Annotated in this window: 17 protein-coding genes; 2 read left to right on the top strand and 15 right to left on the bottom strand. The window is 67.6% G+C overall.

The features are described from left to right. Positions 1-66: 66 nt before the first annotated feature. Positions 67-477 carry a MarR family winged helix-turn-helix transcriptional regulator gene (locus ACF1AG_RS34425; RefSeq protein WP_391811028.1) on the top strand — a complete coding sequence of 137 codons (411 nt, stop codon included), beginning with the start codon at positions 67-69 and terminating at the stop codon, positions 475-477. A gap of 410 nt (positions 478-887) precedes the next feature. Here ACF1AG_RS34425 and ACF1AG_RS34420 read toward each other — a convergent pair whose 3' ends face one another. Next, on the bottom strand, positions 888-1,472 hold the full coding sequence (locus ACF1AG_RS34420; protein WP_359605411.1) for a TetR/AcrR family transcriptional regulator: 585 nt from the start codon (positions 1,470-1,472) through the stop codon (positions 888-890). 100 nt (positions 1,473-1,572) lie between these two features. On the opposite strand from ACF1AG_RS34420, the gene ACF1AG_RS34415 reads away from it, so the two are divergent. Further along, positions 1,573-2,487: an NmrA/HSCARG family protein gene (locus ACF1AG_RS34415; RefSeq protein WP_359605413.1), complete on the top strand. Its 915-nt coding sequence runs from the start codon at positions 1,573-1,575 to the stop codon at positions 2,485-2,487. A gap of 484 nt (positions 2,488-2,971) precedes the next feature. Here ACF1AG_RS34415 and ACF1AG_RS34410 read toward each other — a convergent pair whose 3' ends face one another. The 14 genes from ACF1AG_RS34410 to ACF1AG_RS34345 are packed head-to-tail and all read right to left on the bottom strand — an operon-like array spanning position 2,972 to position 16,972. Next, positions 2,972-4,063: a nucleoside-diphosphate kinase gene (locus ACF1AG_RS34410; RefSeq protein ID WP_387798322.1), complete on the bottom strand. Its 1,092-nt coding sequence runs from the start codon at positions 4,061-4,063 to the stop codon at positions 2,972-2,974. After that, positions 4,060-5,121, bottom strand: coding sequence for a hypothetical protein (locus tag ACF1AG_RS34405; RefSeq protein ID WP_391811027.1), 1,062 nt, complete (start codon positions 5,119-5,121; stop codon positions 4,060-4,062). Before ACF1AG_RS34405 ends, ACF1AG_RS34410 begins: the two co-directional genes overlap by 4 nt. Next, a complete protein-coding gene (locus tag ACF1AG_RS34400; RefSeq protein WP_391811026.1) occupies positions 5,115-6,029 on the bottom strand; it encodes a transketolase family protein in 915 nt (304 codons plus the stop codon). Before ACF1AG_RS34400 ends, ACF1AG_RS34405 begins: the two co-directional genes overlap by 7 nt. Before the next feature lie 10 nt (positions 6,030-6,039). Beyond that, positions 6,040-6,873 carry a 1-deoxy-D-xylulose-5-phosphate synthase N-terminal domain-containing protein gene (locus ACF1AG_RS34395; protein ID WP_359605421.1) on the bottom strand — a complete coding sequence of 278 codons (834 nt, stop codon included), beginning with the start codon at positions 6,871-6,873 and terminating at the stop codon, positions 6,040-6,042. Next, the gene (locus tag ACF1AG_RS34390) at positions 6,870-7,673 is read right to left on the bottom strand and encodes a class I SAM-dependent methyltransferase (protein WP_359605423.1); all 804 of its coding nucleotides are present in this window, start codon (positions 7,671-7,673) and stop codon (positions 6,870-6,872) included. Before ACF1AG_RS34390 ends, ACF1AG_RS34395 begins: the two co-directional genes overlap by 4 nt. Positions 7,674-7,688: 15 nt before the next feature. Further along, positions 7,689-8,615 (bottom strand): aminotransferase class IV, encoded by a 927-nt coding sequence (locus ACF1AG_RS34385; protein ID WP_359605425.1) that lies wholly within the window; start codon positions 8,613-8,615, stop codon positions 7,689-7,691. Continuing rightward, a complete protein-coding gene (locus tag ACF1AG_RS34380) occupies positions 8,612-9,625 on the bottom strand; it encodes a hypothetical protein (protein ID WP_387798417.1) in 1,014 nt (337 codons plus the stop codon). Before ACF1AG_RS34380 ends, ACF1AG_RS34385 begins: the two co-directional genes overlap by 4 nt. Before the next feature lie 5 nt (positions 9,626-9,630). Further along, positions 9,631-11,259: a B12-binding domain-containing radical SAM protein gene (locus ACF1AG_RS34375; RefSeq protein WP_387798309.1), complete on the bottom strand. Its 1,629-nt coding sequence runs from the start codon at positions 11,257-11,259 to the stop codon at positions 9,631-9,633. Positions 11,260-11,319: 60 nt separating this feature from the next. Continuing rightward, complete coding sequence (locus ACF1AG_RS34370) at positions 11,320-12,102, bottom strand: ABC transporter permease (protein ID WP_391811025.1); 783 nt, start codon at positions 12,100-12,102, stop codon at positions 11,320-11,322. Positions 12,103-12,134: 32 nt separating this feature from the next. Beyond that, a complete protein-coding gene (locus ACF1AG_RS34365; RefSeq protein WP_359605433.1) occupies positions 12,135-12,890 on the bottom strand; it encodes an ABC transporter permease in 756 nt (251 codons plus the stop codon). An 11-nt stretch (positions 12,891-12,901) separates the two neighbouring features. Beyond that, positions 12,902-13,843, bottom strand: a complete 942-nt coding sequence (locus tag ACF1AG_RS34360; protein WP_359605435.1) for an ABC transporter ATP-binding protein — start codon at positions 13,841-13,843, stop codon at positions 12,902-12,904. Between the two features lie 52 nt (positions 13,844-13,895). After that, entirely contained in the window at positions 13,896-14,951 is a 1,056-nt protein-coding gene (locus ACF1AG_RS34355; RefSeq protein ID WP_359605437.1) for a hypothetical protein, read from the bottom strand. 21 nt (positions 14,952-14,972) lie between these two features. Continuing rightward, positions 14,973-15,758: a hypothetical protein gene (locus ACF1AG_RS34350; protein ID WP_359605439.1), complete on the bottom strand. Its 786-nt coding sequence runs from the start codon at positions 15,756-15,758 to the stop codon at positions 14,973-14,975. Further along, positions 15,755-16,972, bottom strand: coding sequence for a pitrilysin family protein (locus tag ACF1AG_RS34345; RefSeq protein WP_359605441.1), 1,218 nt, complete (start codon positions 16,970-16,972; stop codon positions 15,755-15,757). Before ACF1AG_RS34345 ends, ACF1AG_RS34350 begins: the two co-directional genes overlap by 4 nt. Between the last annotated feature and the right edge of the window lie 1,572 nt (positions 16,973-18,544).

Raw genomic sequence — 18,544 nt, 5'->3', positions numbered from 1 at the left:
CCCCGTGCGGGAGCTGCTCCGCGCGCTCCCCGCGCGACCGGGCGCCCTCGCCCGGCCCCGCCCCGACTGGCACCGCGCCCCCGACCGCCCCGCCGCCCGCCCTCGCTGGAAGGGCGGCTCAAACGGCAAGGACTGAGCCACCACGAGTTCCTGATCCTGTGGTGCCTGTCGCAGCACGGCGAGCGCACGATGGGCTCCCTCGCGGAGCTGTCCCGTATCACCCCCTCGCATCTGTCGCGCATCGCTTCGCGGCTGGAGGGGCAGGGCTGGCTCGTGCGTGAGCAGGACCCCGCCGACGCCCGCCTCACGATCGCCTCTCTGACGGAGGCGGGAGTGCTGAAGTACGCGGAGGCGGTATCCCTCTACCGCACCACCCTGCGCGAGCACGTCTTCGGCCTGCTCACCGAGGAGCAGTCGCGGCAGCTCGGCACCGTCGCCGGCTCCATCGCGCGGTCCCTCGACAACCGCGTGAACTGAACTGTGCGGTGGTCGGCTTTCACAGGTGTGCCGACGGTGCGGTGGCCCGGAGCCGACCGCGCGGGCGCGAGGGCCGGGGGCCTCGCAGCGGCAGAGCTGCACGCAGCGCCGGATTCCCCGAGGCCGTCGAGCTCGGCAACATGTTCCAGTTCTCGCAGAGGTGGTCGCCTTTCTGGCCTCCGCCCGGTCGGCCTACATCACCGGCACGGTCGTCGAGGCCCGGGGCGGCATCCCGGCCCACCGCTGACATACCGCTCTCCCGGCCGGGGCACGGCAACCGACAGCCGCGCCCCGGCCTCAGCCGTCCTGGCCTACGACGGCCGTGACCCGGATCTCGATGCGCGCGCCCTCGCCCGCATCGCCGCCAAGCTGCGCACCCGGCCCGAGGATCTGGCCTGAGCCGAAGATCCTCAGTTCCCGGATGCCCCAGCGACGCCGTGCTCAGGGCTGAGTCCTTCTACAGCGAGGTGGAAGAGGTGGTCGGCCTGGGTCTCTGGGTGCTTGTGGTGCTCGGTGGCCAGCGCGATGCCGACGGCGAGGGTCAGCAGGTCGTGGAAGGTGACGTGCGGTGCAACCGCCTTGTCGCGAATGGCCCGCTGGAGCAGGGGAGTCCCGGCCGCTGCGATTCTGTTGCCGCAGGAGTGCGGTGAGGGTTCCTCGGAGGGAGGCTCGTAGCTGAGGGTGCTGGCGAATCCGCGCGCTGAGACGGCGTAGAGGACGAGGGCGTGGAGCCACTCCAGGAGGGCGGTGCGGCCGTCCTCGGCCGCGTTCAGCCGGTGGGCGCGCTCGCACAGGCCCTCGATGCGCTCCTGGAAGACAGCTTCGAGCAGGGCGCGGCGGGTGGGGAAGTGACGGCGCACGGTCGCCGAACCGACGCCTGCGGTGCGGGCGATCTGCTCTAGGGATGCCTCGGCGCCGTGCGCGGCGACCTCGGCTTCGGCGACGGCGAGGATGCGCTGGTAGTTGCGTCGGGCGTCCGAGCGCTGACCGGTCATGATCTCCTCATTGCTAAACGGCGGGCCCCGCCATATCTTACCGGCAGGCAAACGGCGGGCCCCGCCGTTTCCTTTCTCCGGTCCGCGAGGAGCAGCCACCATGCCCGTCAACAGCGAAACCGTCCTGGTCACCGGAGCCACCGGCCGGCAAGGCGGGGCCACGGCCCGCGCACTCCTGGCCGCCCAGGTGCCCGTACGTGCCCTCGTGCGTGATCCGCGGTCGAAGTCCGCCCAAGCGATCGAGGCGCTGGGCGCCGAGCTGGTGCGAGCGGATCTCTCCGACCGGGACTCCCTCGGCCCGGCGGTCGAGGGAGTCCGCGCGGTGTTCTCGGTGCAGATTCCACCCATGACCGGAACCAGCGTGGATTTCGCGGGCGAGCTCGCCCAGGCCACCAACCTGGTGAACGCGGCGAAGGTTGAGGGAGTACGGCAGTTCGTGCAGTCATCGACCAGTGGAGTCGGTGAGCACACTCGGGTCGCCGGCTGGGCCGAGGGCCGATGGGCGGCGATGGCGGACTACTTTCACACCAAGCAGGCGATCATGGAGGCGGTGCGGAGTGCGGGCTTTGCCCGCTGGACGGTGATCAAGCCCGCTTTCTTCATGGAGAACCTGCCCCTGTTGGCACCCGAGGGGCCGCGCGGCGGACTGCTGACGGTACTGAAACCGAAGACCGAACTGGCTCTGGTGGCCGTACGGGACATCGGCACGGCTGCGGCGCACGCCCTTCGAGACCCTGGCCGGTTCCACCAGGTGGAACTGGAACTGGCCGGTGACCTGCGCACGATGGAGCAGATCGCACAGACCTTGTCCACCGCCTGGGGCGTGCCCGTGACCGCACCCTCCATGAGTCTGGAAGAGGCCCTCGACGCGGGCATGCCGCCGTGGGGAGCCGGACACGAGTGGAACAACGCGGTCCTCCAGCCCGCCCGGCCCGAGTACGCCCGGGAGCTGGGCATCCCGCTCACCACCTTCGCCGAGTGGGCGGATGAGCAGCTGACACCCGTGTCCGGGTAGGGCGTATCCGGCTCGGCCTGTCACCCGATCAGTGGCCACGCTGAAAGAGCTCACAACCATGACGACGTTTCCACCGAACCAGGTGCCCCACACCGTTCCCGTGTCGAGTGGCCGCGCCGGCTACCACGTCAAGCTCTGGGCTGGATCTCCCAGACAGCCCTTCGGTCAGGTCATCGAAGTGGAACTCGTCGACCTGTCCTGTCGCGCCCAACAGCCCGCACAGGCGACTCCGGCGCGCGCGGTGAGCGGCCCCGCACCATAACCACGGGTCAGTGAGCACGCCGCGACGGGCCGAGGTCGCATCGACCCCCGTGCTTGCCGGGGCTGAGGTGAGTGTCCGACAGATGCAGGATCCGCATGAGCCCGAGGCTGTCGATGGTCGTCACACAAGACCAAGGCCATGTGTGGGAAGCAACGCGGGCAGTACACGCCGGTGCGGCCGCGGTCCCCTGGAAAAGGGGCCGCACCCGCACCGGGCGGGCCGCTATCGAGGCCAGAAGTGCAGCAGATTCTCCAGTACAAGGGACTCCCACGGTGTGAGGTGCACCCCGGCTTGATGGAGGGAGTCGAGTAGTCGGTCCGTGGGCAGGTCCGTGAAGCCGGGGGCATCGGCCAATTGCCGGACCGCAAGGGCCAGAGCACACCAGGCCAGCGGGGCGAGATCGTATCCGGGCCGGCCATCACCCATGGCCCTGGCGACTGCCTCGGCGAACGGTCGGCTGTCAAGGAGGTCCAGCTCCCGTGCCAGCATCTTCTCCGTGTCGGGCATCCTCGTCAGCCAGCCTCCGCGGTTTCCCGCCGCAGTCTCCCGCCCACTCCTGAGGAGGTCGAGGTGCAGCCGTGCCAGTGGAGCCAGGCCTTTTGGGGCCAGCGGATGCGACAACAGCACCCGAGCGGTCCTGAGCTTTACTGCCCAGAAGACTTCCACCGGGTCGGCGGACGCGTCGGTGGGGGACAGCGTCTCGGCAACCGCCTCCCAGCGGTTGCCCGCGTGTCCCTGCGGTTCCTTCAGGCCCACCGCGATCTCCATTTCCCGGCGAGTGAAGAAGAGGAGACACTCCCGCATCACGGCGGGCGCATCGTCCGAACTGTGCACCAGGGCAAGGATCTTCGAATAGCTGCGTACGGCTCCTCGGATGGAGTCCGCTGCGGCTGCACTCGGGTCGGAAGCTCCCTTCAGGGCTAGCAGCCGCTCGCACGCGCCCGGCTCGGGGTGCCGGAGCAGCAGTCCCACAGACACCCCGAATCCCAGGCCCTTGCGGGTGAGGAACCAGTGGGTCCGGCGGTTGTCCATAATTTTCTTGCGGAGCCCGTACTTGTACAGCTCCTCGATGTGATCGTCCCGCAGCTTGAGCGACCGGTGAGCGAGGAGCTGGAAGCCGGCCCGGCGCAGGGTGTCGAGGACCTCAAGGTGCCGCCCTCGGTGCACGGCGTCCGGTGTAATGATCATGAAGCCGAGGTGGTCCGCCGAGGTGCGCAGGCCCGCGTCGCCAAGAGCGGCCGTCTCCGCGAGGGACCAGGGGTAGTCATCAAGGGTGCCAGCCGCCTCGCGGATGGCATCGTAGGAGGTGTTCACTCGGGCTCCTTCGGGCTGAAGAAGAAGTAGCTCTCCAGCAGGGTGGTCTCCAATTGGTTCAGGCCGATCCCGATCCTCGAAAGCAGGGCCGTCATCTGGGAGAAGACCTCGGGCGTCACCGTGCCCCTTGTCGTGAGCGTCCTCAGGCATGTAAGTGCTACGGCCGCGGCCAAATCCACCTCCGTTGTGGAAGGTTCGCGGCAGATGGCGAGTGACCTGAGCAGGGCCGCCTCCTCGGCGAGCAATCGATCCACAGCCTCGGTTTCGGCTGCGAAGCCCGGATTCTGCTCGACCACGTCGCCGGCCTGGTCGTAGAGGGCGCACAGCTGTCCCACGACACCGTGGGGGACAGCGCCCACACCGGCAAGTTCCAGTAGGAGACGGCGTTTCAGCCGGTACAGTGCCCGATACTGCTCCATCCGACGCAGTTCCACCGTGGTGCGGTAGCCGGTCACGGCAGCCCTGAGGTCCTCGCTCCAGTACGGTCTGCCGAGCAGCTCGGCCGGAGGGGTGGGATCGAACAGAACGGCGGCCTCGTGCAGCAAGCTGATCATGTCGTCCGAACTGTGCATCAGGGCAAATGTCTTGTTAGGGGTGCGGTATCTCTCGCGGTAGGTGCCCGGCCGGGCCATCAGTGGGTCGGAGGCGCCCTTCGACTTGGTCACGGTGGTCTGGAAGGACGTGTCGACGGGGTGTCTGAGAAGCAGCACCAGTGCCTCCCCCAGGTCGAAGACATTCTTCTTGATCCACCAGGCGGTGATGTGACGACCGGAAGTCCGGGTGATCAGGCCGTCCTGGTACAGGCGTTCGGCGTCCCGCTGCGTCAGGGTCCGGAACCGGTAAGCGATCACGTAGGCGCCGAGGTCCGCCAGGAGGCGGCGGTGCGTCCCCTGGGCCAGACCATCCGGGGTGACGACGGCAAGGGCCGTTCTCGGCAGGAGTCTGAGCTCTTCCTCGCCCAGCGACTCCACCAGGCCTCGTCGCTCCTCGAGGGCGGGGTACTGGGACAGCTGCTCCCTCAACGCGCGGCGGGTTTGCTCCGCTTCGCCCGTCACCACGTGCTGATCCTGTTTCGGATGCGGGTGGCCAGTTCCTCGGGGGTGAGTACGAAGTCAGAGATCAACTCGTTGTGCGTGCCCGAGGCGTAGCAGAAGACGTCGTCTACACCGACACGCCAGAGCGGCGGACCGCCTTCTTCCGCGATCAGCTCTGCGACCGCCGAGCCGAGGCCTCCGATGACGCTGTGCTCCTCGATGGTGACCACTAGTCTGGCGCGGGCAATACGGGAGAGGATCGGTCGGCGGTCCAGAGGCTTGACGAAGGGAACGTGCAGGACATGGGTGGCGATGCCCATCGACTCGAGCAGCTCGCCGGTGCGATGTGCCCGTTCCCCCAGGATCCCGGTCGTCACCAGCGTGACCGGGGCCGACGCCTCTTCTCTGTCCGCCTGCCCGAGGGAGGGGCCGGCGGAGGGGAGGACGGGCGCGTCCTCGGGCGGCACCCGCACATAGACCGGCCCTTCGTGTCTCACCAGGTCGGGCAGCAGGTAGGCGAGTTCCTGGAAGTCACTGGGCGCCACCACGGTCATGCCCGGGATTGACCTCATGATGGCGAGATCCTCCAGGGCATGATGGGTCGGCCCCGAGGAAGCGGCGGCAAGGCCCGCCTTGCTCGCGCAGATGGTGACGTTGAGTTTCTGGTACGCGATGGCGGTCCGCACCTGCTCGCAGGCACGCATCGTGGCGAACGCAGCGAACGTGTGCACGAGGGGCCGCAGGCCGGCGAGCGCCAGGCCCGCCGCGACGCCCATTGTGTTCTGCTCCGCGATCCCGGTGTTCAGGAAACGGTCGGGCCAGCGGTCCTTTACCGGGCCGGAACCACTGCTGCGGGAAAGGTCCGCGTCGAGCATGACGGCGGAGGCGTCCGCTGCCATGAGATCCAGCAGTACCGAGGTGAACTTTTTCATCGTCTTCCGATCACGACAGGGACTTCAGCGCAGCCGACAGCTGTTCCGCGCCGAACGAGCCGCTGTGCCAGGTGTTGTCGCCCTCCATCCACGGCACGCCGCGCCCTTTCACCGTGCGGGCGATCACGACGGTGGGTCGGCCGGCGACCTCAGTTGCCAGAGCTTGCTGAAGCGCCCGGAGGTCGTGACCGTCGCACTCGACAGCATGGAGCCCCATGGCGCCGATCTTCTCCGCGAGCGGCTCCAGCCCTACGATCTCGCCGGTAGGTCCGTCGGCCTGAGCTCCGTTGCAGTCGATGACGGGATGCACCGTGTCCAGTCCTAGCTGGGCCATCAGCATGAGCGCCTCCCACACCTGGCCCGACTGCATTTCTCCGTCTCCCAGGACAACGTGGACGTGGGTTTCCCTGCTCTGCATGCGCGCGCCGAGCGCGATTCCGACGGCGACGGACAGCCCCATGCCCAGCGAGCCCGTCGATACGTCCACCCCGGGTGTTGTGGTGCGGCAGGGGTGGCCAAGCAGCCGCCCGTCCCGTCTCATGACCAGCTGGAGGTCTTCCTCGGTCAGGATCCCGAGATCAGCGAGCACCGCGTACAAAGTGATGCACGCGTGCCCCTTGGACAGAACGAACCTCGTGTCCGCCCCACCAGTAGCCTGCAATGTTCGGGCGTGCCCGTAGAGGATGGACACGAGGATCTCCACGCAGGACAGCTGTCCGCCCAGATGGTGAGGGCGGTCCAGCGAGGCCCGCAGTGTCGCCTCCCTGATCTCGCGGCACTTGACCTGCATCTCGGCGACGCCGAGCGGTACATGACCTCGCGCAGCGACACCGGTGGAGGTCACTCCGACCGCCGGTAGACCAGCACGTGCTTGAAATCCTCGATCTCCCAGCCGGGTTCCACGCCGTCCGTCGCCAGGATCTGGCGGTCGTCGAAACGCCGGACGGCTTCTCGCTCCAGCCCGCAGGAGGACAGGACGGAGTGCCACTCGTCGAGGGTGTAAAGGAAATGAACCTCGCGCATCTCGGACTCCCAGTCCGGGTCGCGGTACTTGGTGAGGAACTCCAGTGCGTCGTCCTCCTGAAGCAGCACTGTCATCTCGTCCACGCGGGTGCAGGGGACGGGCCGTATCGAGTAGTCCTCCAGGAACTTCGCGAACAGCCCTCGCACCTCGTCGGTGACCAGGCGCAGAGTCACCTTCTCCCTGCTCCGGACCGCGTTCTCGTAGATCAGCACCCGGCCGTCGGGCTTGAGCGCCCGGCACGCGAAGCTGACCGCGCGCCGTAGCCCGTCCTCCCCGAAGAGGGAGTACACCTCATGCAGGGACCGGTTGAACATGACGGCTTCGAAGCTGCCCTCGGGGAAGACGGCGCCGTCCAGGTCGCCGGCGACCAGTGTCACGTTCCTGCGCCCCAAGGCGTGGTTGCGGCCGAGGATATCCATGCTGTGGTCCACGCCAACGAAGAACAGGTCGGGTCGGCGTTCCGCCAGGTGGTTCAGTGGGATCCCGTTGCCGCAGCCGAAGTCACCGACGGGCCCGGATCCGAAGTGCTCCTCCATGTAGTGCACGGCGGGCTTCTGCTGCTCGAAGCGCCGGGTGAGGCCGGCGATGAGGATGTCGTTCTGTTCAGTCGTTCTTTTCACGATCTGTCCTATCCGTCAGACGAGAGAGGTCAACCACCCCGCGGGGGCGGAGGTCCTCTGGAAGAGCATGTCGAGAAGGTCTGCGCGAACGGCTTGTGTCACTTCCCCCGCTCCGTCACCCAGGGAGCGGCCGTCGATCCGCGCCACCCCGCGGATGATCTGTGCCGTGTTGGTCAGGAAGACCTCGTCGGCCGCGTAGAGGTCGGTGTGCTGCACGGGGGCCTCGACCACCTCGAAGTCCGTCCCGGCGCGAAGGCGCTCCAGGACCGTGTCCCGGGTGATACCGGGAAGCGCACCGCAGGCCAGGGTGGGAGTCGTCACCGTGCGGGCCCGGCGGTCGACGAGGAAGATGTTGGACTCGGCGGCCTCCGCGACGGTCCCCTTGCCGTTGAGGAAGATCGCGTTGTCGAACCCGGTGCTGAGCGCTTCCGTCAGTCCGAGCCTTGCGCTGTAGTAGTTCGCCGTGGCCTTGGCATGCGGCGGCATGACGCCGGCATCGGCGCGTCGCCAGGAAGAGATCCTGCACCGCACCACCGGGCAGGTGGAGAACATGTCCGCAGCAGTGCTGCGTACGAAGATCGCGGTCCGGGGCTGGTACTCCTGGAGGGCCACCAGGGAGGTGCCCTGCAGGACGACGTCCCAGTAGACCATCACCTTGACGTACACCGGTGCCCCAGTCATCCCCTCGGCGTCGATCAGAGCCGCCAATGCCGAGACCAAATCCCTCTCGCTCACCGGTGGTGCCGCTCCGACAACCGCGAGGGAGCGGGTGAGCCTGCGGTGGTGGTCCCGCAGCCGGAAGGCGGCCGACCCTCCCCCGGGCGTGGGGTAACAGCGCAGTGCCTCAAAGAAGCCGGTTCCCAGCGCGGAGGTCACACTGTTCACGTGGAGGGAGACCGACTCCTCGGGTACCAGCTCCCCGTCGAGCCAGGCCAGGCTCACCGCGCCGCCTCCCTCTGCACCGACGGCATGCTTGAGCCGTGCTCGCGTTGCAGTAAGGACAGCACCGGCTCGACGAACTGATGGTGTACGAGCTGCCGTACGGTCAGCCCGGCCAGTCGCGCGGCCGCCGGGAAGTAGCTCTTGTCGCCCAGTCCTACGGTGGTCCCGGCGTCGAACACCGACACCCGCTCGTCGGCGGTGACCATGGCGTTGACGTACCAGTACCCCGACACGTGGAACTCGGCGGCAAGAAGTCGTCCCACCCTCTCGATCTCCCGAAGCACCCGCCCGGACAGCGTGACCGGGGCGAACCGGTAGCGCTGGTGGGTCTTGACCTCGTGGTCGAAGAGGACTTCGTCCTTGACGACGGTCAGGACGGGAAACATCTCCAGGCCATCGTCAGAGCTGCGGAAGCCGGCGCAGACTTCGGTGCCGGCGACGAGTTCCTCGAGCAGGACGATCTGGTCCGTCAGGAAGAGCCGCTCCACGTGACGCCGGAGTTCGGCATCGGCCGGGTCGGCCGCAGGGAACCAGCGCACCCCCTCACTCAACAGGTCCGCGGTGGCCGGCTTCACCACGACCGGGCCGTCGAACAGGTCGATCAGGGGCCAGGCGTCGGCGAGATTGTGGAAGTCCAGCACCTGGTGGCGCGGGGTGCTGGCCCCGCCCGCCAGCAAGGCCGTTTTGAGCCGGACCTTGTCGTACACCTCCGCCTGGCGCGCCCCGGTTCCAAGGAACGGCAGACCGGCCGAGGCGGCCACCGCCTCGAGCCGGCCGTAGCGGCCGTAGGTGACATCCTGCAGGACGGTCAGGCGCCCCTGAGCCAACGCCTCCGCGAGCGATGCCCCCTCATGCAGCACAACGGCGCCGATCCCCGCCTCCTCGATCTGTCCCTGTACCCGTTCGGCCAGCCGGACGGAGGAGGCGGCCAGACCGCCGCGTCCTCCGGCCGCCACACCGACCAGCGGCATGGCAGGGGCACCTTCCACCTGCGTAGAGCGCCTCGTCATCGCCTTCACCGCAGCGGGACCAGAAGTTCACGCAGAGCCCGCTCCGTTGCCGCGCCGTCGGGGCCGCCCGCTGCCCGAAACGCGTCCGGGTCGACATGGTGAAGGGACCACAGCTCTATGTGCTTGAGCGAGGGGAAGGCGGCGTCCCATATCCCGTAGTCCTTCTCCACGTTGCTTCCGCGGAAGACGTCCACATTGATTGCCTCGGGGTTGGTCACACACACCTTGAGGTAGGACTCCCATCGCAGCCGGGTGGCCTGCTCGCTGTTCATGGTCGAGTGACTCCACTCGCTGCCCACGTCCTCCCAGTGCAGGTTGGCAGTGGGGTCGCTGAGTACCGGCATGCCTCGGTCCCTGATGTTGAACACGTAGATGCCGTAGAACCCGAAAAGGTGACGGGACATGAAAGCGACGGTCTCCGCGGCCGTCTCCTCCGTTTCCCCCGGGTAGCCGATGATGAAGTTGGACCACGGTGCGACCTGATGCCGACGCAGGTTCGCCAGGGCCGGCAACGCATCCTTCACCCGCGTCCCCTTGTGCATCAGGTCGAGCATCTTCTGACTGCCGCTCTCGAAACCGATCGACAACCAACGGTTGTTGGCCCGCTTGAGCTGGATCACGGTTTCCTCATTCTTGAGCGGTGTCACCCGTGAATAAGCGCCCCACGGAACGGTGAGACCGGCCTCGCGGTACATCTTCAGAAAGTCCCGCAGTCGTTTCGGGGGAATGGTGAACGTCGAATCGAGAGCGATGATCTCCTTGGCGCCCCCCTTCTCGATCAGCGTCCAGTCCGCGATGAGTTTCTCCGCGCTTTTGAAACGCCATTTCGTGGACACCAGAGGATAGGAGCAGAACGCGCACTTGTAGGGGCAGCCACGCATGGACTCATAAGGGACGGAGATGCCGGAGAGGTCGCCGGCCGGAATGGTCGCGCGGATGTCGTCCACGGCGACCATGCGGTCGAAGGTGAAGACCCGCTCGCCGTCTCGACCCCAGTACCAGAGGTTGGGCACAGCGGCCCACGCGTCGGCGTCGACGGACGACGGGCCGCTGGAGCCGCTCGCACGCAGGCAGTTGAGCAGCGCCGGGACAGCCTCCTCGGCATCTCCGGCTATCACCATGTCGATGCCGCAGTCGAGCACCCGCTCGGGATTGCGGGTGGCCAGGTAGCCGCCGGCGACGATGTGGCCGACGCCGGTCTCGCGGAGGCGGGTCACGACCCTGCTCAGGTCAGAGAAGTTGGTGATGTAACTGGTCGACAGAAGACACAGGCCGTCCCGGGCGGCGGCCGCCCAGGAAGCATGATCCTCCGAGCGCAGCACGTCGGCCACTTCCACCTCGGTCACCTGGGCGTCCTCGGGGAGCAGGGAGCTCAGCGCGACCGACACCAGCGTCGGCTCCACCTCGGTGGCGGCGTGGAAGAGCTGACGGACCTCGCTCCCGACGCGGTAACCGATGTCGTAGACCGAGCTGGCTCCCACCAACTCGGCTAGCCGGGAACGAAGTTCAGGGTTGTGGAAGACGTTCAGCCGGCCGACGGCCTTCTTCTCATCGACGTCGTTGTAGGGCCACAGACCGGACACCAGAAGAATTCTTGAACTGTCCAGCGGCACGGGTATCCGGGGAATCGTCACTTTCTTCCTCCAAAGGAGCCAGGGAAGCTGAAATCTTCCGGTGCTGAGGCGGGAGCCGGATCAGTCCGCGAACTCGATGGACCCGTCCCGCCTGCCGCTCTCCACGAAGCCGCGGAAGGTCAGCACGGCGATCACCAGCCACCCGACACCGATGAGCAGTTCGAGGGCGGTGGCGGCGACAACCTGGCCGGCCCCGGCCGAGTCCAACAGCAGCCGAACCGCCTGCAGACCGTGGGTGAGCGGCAGGAACCCGGCGACGGCCTGAATCCAGGAAGGCCAGAAAACGAGCGGAACCTGGACGCCGCAGAAGGCGATGAGGCCCAGCGCGGCGACGTTGCTGACGAGGTTACGCAAATGAGTCGCCCGCAGCGCGAGGCCCGCCAGAACCAGGAAAAAGCAGTAGCAGGCGAACCCGACCAGGGTGATGAGCGGAACGACCAGGACGGCGGCGGGCCACGGCAGGGCCACCCCGAACAAGGGGGCCAGGGCCAGAAGGGCGACCGACGAGCTGACAGTCCCCACGGCTACGCCGAAGAGACTGCGGCCGAAGAAGACGAAAGCGGGGTGCACCGGCGCCGCGACCAACAACGGAAGCGTGCCCGACGCACGCTCCCAAGCCGTGGACGCCACGACCACGGAGGCCTCCAGCACCATGATCGAGACGGCATTGCCGATCAGCAGGAACCGCGTGGCCTCCTCGTCCGCGAGGAGACGGCCCGCCAAAGCGAAGAAGGACACCTGGCAAAGGACCCGTGACATCCAGCCCAACGTCCAGCTTCGCACTGTGTAAAGAGCCCTGAAGTCCGCGAAGCCGGTCACCAGGGCCCCGCGCACCACGCGCACGTGCACTGCCGTGCCGCCGCGAGAGGACATACTCATGTGAAGCTCACCGTCCCCCTGGCCCGGATGTTACGCAGCACGGCGTTGAACAGCAGCAGCCCCGCCACGAAGCAGACGGCCCCCAGCCCGAGCAGCACCGACAGCCGCAGGGCCAGATCCTTCACCGGGGCGTCGTCGACCGAATCCCGCAACAGACCGGTGGCCCAGGACAGGAAGACGATCTTGCTGGCGGGCTGGAGCCACTGCGGCAAGAGTTCTACCGGCACGAAAGCCCCTCCAAGTAGCAAAAGGGGATACAGCAGGGAATTCTGGAAGCTGCGCACCGACCGTGACAGGACGAACAGGGCCGCCATCGCAGTCGTGGTCCCTGCGACCGCCACGGCCATGACCACCAGCGTCGTGACCAGGATTCCCGGATGGCCGGGCGTGACCCAGACACCGAAGACCAGCCCTGTCACCAGCCAGCTCTCCGCCACTGTCGCCAGTGAGACCACGGTGACGGCGGTGATGCGGCCCAGCAGAACGGCGGCGAGCGGAGCGGGGGTGGCCATCAGGCCCTCCAAGGTGCCCCCCGACCGCTCGTTGGTGACGATCTCCCCGCCTTCGAAGATCGCCATTCCCAGCACGGCCAGCACTGCCGGCGCCAGCACCGCGTAACCGACCAGGTCCGTTCGTCCGCTGTGCGCCACCAGCGAGTTGAAGATCAGACACTGCAGCGGCACCAGCACGAAGAACGACAGCCTCGCCGGCGTCCGGCGGAACGTCAGCATCTGGAGCCGCATCGCCGCCATGCCTGCCCGGATCACCTGACGGCCATTCCACGGTCACCGATGACGTGCAGGTACACATCCTCGAGCGAAGGAGGCGCCGACCGTACCCTGGTCACACCGGCGTCCACCAGCAGCCGCAGAACCTCCCTGGCCACACCCTCCGACTCGATACGGGTGACGCCCTCGCGGACAGCACTGACCGCGATGACTCCCGGCATCCTCGCCAGCGACTCCAGGAGGCCGCCTGGAACCCCTTCCGCCTCGATCCATTCGTACCGGGTGATCCAGCCGCCGATGGTCCGGGGATCCTCGGTGGCGATCAGCCGCCCGTCAGAGATGAGAGAAACCCGGTCGCACACGGCCTCCGCCTCGCTCATGTCGTGCGTCGTGATCAGTACCGTGCGCCCCTCCTCCTTGAGCTGCCCGATCAGATCACGAAAAGCCCGCGCACCCACCGGGTCCATGCCGGTGGTCGGTTCGTCCAGGATGACCAACTGCGGGTCGGCGAGCAGGCCCCTGGCCAAATGCAGCCGCTGCTTCATACCCCGGGAGAAGGTCTCCACCGGATCGTCGGCACGCTCCTCGAGCCCGGTCATACGCAGCAGCCGCTCGGTCCTTCGTGCGGCCTCCTGTCGCGGGAGCCGGTAGAGGGCCGCCCAGTACGTCAAGTTCTGACGGGGGGTCAGGCGCTGGTACAGGCCCTTCTCGCCGCCGAACACGATCCCCGTCAGACGCCGCACGCGGGCCGTGTCGGCCACCACGTCGTGGCCGCAGACACGAGCCGTCCCGGAGGTGGGCAGAAGCACCGTCGCAAGAATCTTGCACAAGGTCGTCTTGCCCGCCCCGTTGGGGCCGAGCAGCCCATGCACCTCACCTCTGGGAACGCTCAAGGAGACACCGCCGAGTGCCTCGACCGGCTCCCCCTTCCTTCTCGGGAAAACCCTGTGCAGTTCATCCGCCTCGACCGCCGCCACTGCCGCCCGTCCTCGTATCGCCCCGCCGTCCCCGCCCCGCATGCTTTGCGGACTAGCCATCCAACGCGGCCAGTTCCGTCACCGCCCGCTCATAGAGCGCTGGATCGACCAGCTGCCGGCCCACCAACAGGTAGTCGCCCACTGGAGTCAGCGCGCACACCCCGCCGTCGAACTCGTGCAGTTTCACCTCATGGCGGTCCGCGCGGTCCTGGATCTCTCCCAGACGCAGGCCGAAAACCGGAAGACCGGCATTCAGCCGCTCCCGCGCATCCGACGGCTCGTCGCCGAAGTCCCTGGGGACGGCACGCTGCCCGCGGTCGGCCGGCAGATGGGGGAGCAGCGCCCGGCGCACGTCCTCGAGCGGGCCGAGTTCGAAGAAGCCGCCGGCTCGGTCCAACAGCTCCGCCGCTTCGGGCACGAAGTCCCACTCCCGCACAGCGTCCACAACCTGCCCCGCCGGCGGGGCGGACTCGCGGAGCACCAGGACATCGATGAAGTCCTTCGCGTTGAAGGAGCGTTGGAACCGCTCCTCGCAGACCGCCAGGAAGCAGGCCTCCCACGCGCTCTCGGGCATGTCCGACCGCAGGGGCAGCACCTTGGCCCGCTCCGAGTAGGCGGCTGTGCACAGGTCGACCTGACCCAGCGGATCCATCAAGACGTCCTCTGCCGGCCACTCAAGGTGGAGCAGCGTGTGTTCGCCGTTCTTCCCCATGAAGGTCAGGTCGACATCGGACACGGGACGCCGACCGATGATCAGACGGGCGGCCTTCCACAGGTCGTCATGCCTCTCGGCCACCAGGTCGAGGTCCCCGGACGGCCTGGTCACACCTTCCGGATAGCGGTGTGCCAGGGCGTGCCCCTTCAGCTGCCGGACATGCGTATCAGCAGCCAGGACCTCGTAGAGGACCGCATAGTCATCGGCCCGTTCCCGGGCCCTGCGCAGCAGGTCGGACGAGGCAGGGCCCAACTCGACCCCTTGCTGCCCGGCGGCGGAGACGACGAGGACCGGCAAATGGTAGGAGACCTGATAGGCGGCCCGGACGAGACGATTGAGCCCGAGCCCTTCGTCGACCCCGAGCAGCCGGTAGAGCAGCGGAATGGTGATCACGACAGCCTCACTTCTCTGAACTCACTCAGCGGTCAGGTCGCGGCGCCACACACGGTGATCGGGACGCCAGCCGTGGGCCTCCAGACCGGCGATCACCCGTATCGAGGCGTCAGGATCAGCCACGGTGTGCACGACGTTGCCGATGAGTGGCAGCCCCAGCAGTCCGGCTCGGTGGACGCAGGCCGCCACCAGATCGCCCATGGCCCGCTTCTGGTACGGCGACTCGATGAGGATGTCCTCGAGCTCGACGTACGGCGAATCGGTCACCGCGTCGTAGGCGTCCGTTTGCACGGTCGCGTGACCCACGGGAGAGCCGTCCGCCGTCCACACCCAGGACTCCCGGCCATGCGCCGCCATGACGCGCTCGGCTGCAGCATCCAGGGCAGCGGCGTCGGGCTCCTCACCCCGCGAAACGGATCCGTCTCGAAGCGCCCGGACCAGCCAGCCCCGTACCAAACCGTCTTCGTGCGGTTCGGCGCGCCGTACGCACGCCGGAACGAAGGCCGGGCGGGTGCCCTCGTGCCGCAGGTAGGTGAGGTCCGGACGCCAGGGCGGGGGCAGTTGCACCGAGGCGGGCACGCGCAGCAGCACGCTCCGGGACCCGGGGAAACAGGCCACAACCTCACTCAGCAATCGTTCACCCCCGTCGGCGAGCACCTGCTCGTCGCAATACTCGACCAGCAGGCCAGGCCCCTCGGGAGCCACGAAGTCACCCGCCACGTACTGGCCGAGTCCGGGCAAGACGTGCAGGAGATCTGCTTCGGAGGCCGCCTGAAGGTACTCCTCGGCCGCCGTGTACCCGGTCATTCGGCCACCGCCGGACGTACCTCGATCTGCGGTGCCTCCAGGACGAGCGCGGCGGCCCGGCGGACATCGTCCACGGTGACGTCGTTCAGCGCCGCCGTCTCCCCGGACAGGCTCCACGGGCCCCGGGCCGCGATGACACGCGACGAAGTCAGTTTCGCGAGATCGAGTGGCCCCTCGCTCTCCTGTAGCAGCGAGGTCGTCGTCTTCCTGACGGCTGCCCCGAGCTGCTCGGGCTTCGGGCCCGCTCCGGCCAACTCCTCCAGAGCGCCCAGCACGACGTCAACGGCAGCCGGTCCGTTCTCCGGCTCCAGTCCGATCATCGTGCGCCACGCTCCGGCCTCCGCGTAACCGCGGTACCACGACTGGAACATGTACGCGAGGCTGCCGTCGCGGCGCAGCCGCTGGTACAGCAGAGACGAAGGACTGTCGCCGAGCAAGGTGGACAGCACCTGGAAGGCGGCCGCACCGGGATGACCGGCCGGGACCGCGCGACCCCCGACGCAGACCCAGGCGAACTCTTCCGGCCAGACGACGCCGGTGCGCTCCCTGGGTGCCAGCGGTTCGGGCAGATGAGCGTTGTCCGGCCGGGGCCGCAAAGACCGTTCCCCGGCCGACAGCCCTTCGGGCGGGCGTGGCGCGACGACGCAAAGCACCATCGGGGCCGGGAGGAAGACAGTCTCGTGCACCGAGGCGATCTGCTCCATCGACATACTGCTGACTTCAGGGAGGGTGCCGCCGACCGGGCGGCCCAGTGGGTGGGCGCCGAAGAGCCGGGCAAGGAATGCGTCCTGCACCGTTTCGCTGGGATCCGCCTGCATCGCGGCGAGCTCCTGCTGCACCGCCCCGCGCTCCTGCTCCACATATGCCTTGTCCCAGCGGGGACGCAGTACCGCCTGCGTCAGGGAGCCGAGTACCTCGTCTAGGTACTGTTCCTGGACGTGAGCGGTGAAGAGCATCGTCTCCAGGCCGGTCTGCGCGTTGGCCTCCCCGCCCAGCCATTCCACCTGCTCCGCCACACCGAAGGTCCCCCGGCGCGGTGACGACATCAGAACGTGTTCCAGCATGTGGGCAAGTCCGCCGGCGGTCGCAGGGTCGTCCCGCGAGCCGTAGGCGACTCCCAGGCACAGAGCGGCGGTCCTTAAATGCTCGTGAACAATGACGTGGACCGGGATATCGACGGCGCCTCGATCATCGGAGAAAGGATAGAAATGCAACAGATACAGCCCCGCCCTATAGGGACCCTGAAGGGGTGCACATTCGAAGAATTCGCATGGCCTGTGACCTTATGGCCACAGGCCACACGTCACATCAGGTGTCAGCGCTTGCTGCTGGCCTTCTTGACCTGAATCTTGTCGAGGCGAGGACGAAGGGTCATCTGGTGGTTCATAAGAACTCCCCTGTGTAGGCGAACACTTGGCGGGATCCTAACCGCCCGTCCCGGAGGCCTCAATACCTCCGTGTGTGCTGACGTGTACGCCCTGTGCGGGACCGTGCCCGCAGCACACTTAACCGAACATGCCGTTTGGGGGTGAAAACGTTAGATGTGCGGACACTTCAAATTCGTCCCGCGATAGGAGTGTCTCGACGCTGGACAATCACGCAGGGCGATGGCGAAAAAAGGATTGCCGTTCAAGGTTTAACGAGCGCCTTGAGTGTCAATGTTAATTCTTCTGATTCGGTCCTGGCGTGCTTTCCACCCCCCGGCAGGGAATGCGCCGAGTGCGGCCGACCTGACGGCGCAGCCGGTGAGCCGCACACAGCACTGCCCGTCGGGCAGTTGGTGTACCACTTGCTCGGCACACCCGCGGACGCCCACGATCCGGCCCAAGCCCTGTCGGGCCCCCACCTCCCGACGCCGGGCCGCACCCAGTGGGTCCCTGCTTTCTTGCACCGCCCGGACAGGTCCCGCGGGAACACCTGGCCCTCACACGCGTTGTATACGGCGCGTGAGGACAGTCGATGGTGAGCGACCTGATTCGGCCACCCTGACGTCACGCTCCGCGGCTGTCGGCAGCGGGCGGCGACCGCCCCGTCCGGGCCGTCGCCGATGAGTGCGGCCTCGCTCCCGCCGCCTGCACGCAACCTCTGGTCTCCCGCGGTCGCCCCCGGGCACGGGAAAATGAGCGTCGGACCCTCGGCAGAAGCCGACTGCGGGTTGGGCGGGGTCATTGGGGCGCAGGTTCGAGGAGCGATCCAGCGGAAGCGGGCAGCGGTGGTGGGGGCCCTCGCAGGGCGGTGACCGGCCGGTCACCGTCTATGGAGGCCTGCCACCGAACCTGCGGCGGAAGCGGACCGCCGCCGGGAGTGGGCGGCTGCCGGGCGGTGTGCGCCCCCGCGGTGGCGGCTGGCGGCGGGGCCCTCCGTCGGCCGCTCGGTCTCCGTGCCCTCAGTCGCACATGGTGACTCGGGGCCCGACCGGGGTCCTGGTGCCTTTCTCCTTCAGGGTCAGGGAAGAGGCCATCGAGGAGCAGGAACGGCGTACGAGCGCGGGGAGTTGGCCCGGAGGGCAGTCGGGCAGCCACTCGTCGAGGGCGCAGTGCCACGCAGCCACGAACGATCAGGAACCGGAATTCGAGGCGGTCCGCCGTACCCAGCAGGGGCGGATGAGGCCGGCCTGGGGCTCGGCGTAATGGTGCGTGCAGGCGTGACGTCGAGCGCGGAGCAGTCCGATCACCAGACGAACCAGGACATGGAATAGCTGCCGGGGACGGTGAAGTTGATTCGAGCATGTGGAGCAGCGAGCACCTCGACCTCGACGCCTACCTGACCCACCTTGGGTACGAGGG

The sequence above is a fragment of the Streptomyces sp. NPDC014764 genome (assembly GCF_043082785.1).
Taxonomy (GTDB): domain Bacteria; phylum Actinomycetota; class Actinomycetes; order Streptomycetales; family Streptomycetaceae; genus Streptomyces; species Streptomyces althioticus.
This window is presented reverse-complemented; position numbering and strand designations above follow the sequence as displayed.

Excerpts from the sequence above, each read along its gene's own strand:
- ACF1AG_RS34420 (WP_359605411.1), bottom strand. The coding sequence starts at position 1,472 with ATGACCGGTCAGCGCTCGGACGCCCGACGCAACTACCAGCGCATCCTC.
- ACF1AG_RS34400 (WP_391811026.1), bottom strand. The coding sequence starts at position 6,029 with ATGAAAAAGTTCACCTCGGTACTGCTGGATCTCATGGCAGCGGACGCC.
- ACF1AG_RS34415 (WP_359605413.1), top strand. The coding sequence starts at position 1,573 with ATGCCCGTCAACAGCGAAACCGTCCTGGTCACCGGAGCCACCGGCCGG.
- ACF1AG_RS34365 (WP_359605433.1), bottom strand. The coding sequence starts at position 12,890 with ATGGCGGCGATGCGGCTCCAGATGCTGACGTTCCGCCGGACGCCGGCG.
- ACF1AG_RS34380 (WP_387798417.1), bottom strand. The coding sequence starts at position 9,625 with ATGACGAGGCGCTCTACGCAGGTGGAAGGTGCCCCTGCCATGCCGCTG.
- ACF1AG_RS34350 (WP_359605439.1), bottom strand. The coding sequence starts at position 15,758 with ATGACCGGGTACACGGCGGCCGAGGAGTACCTTCAGGCGGCCTCCGAA.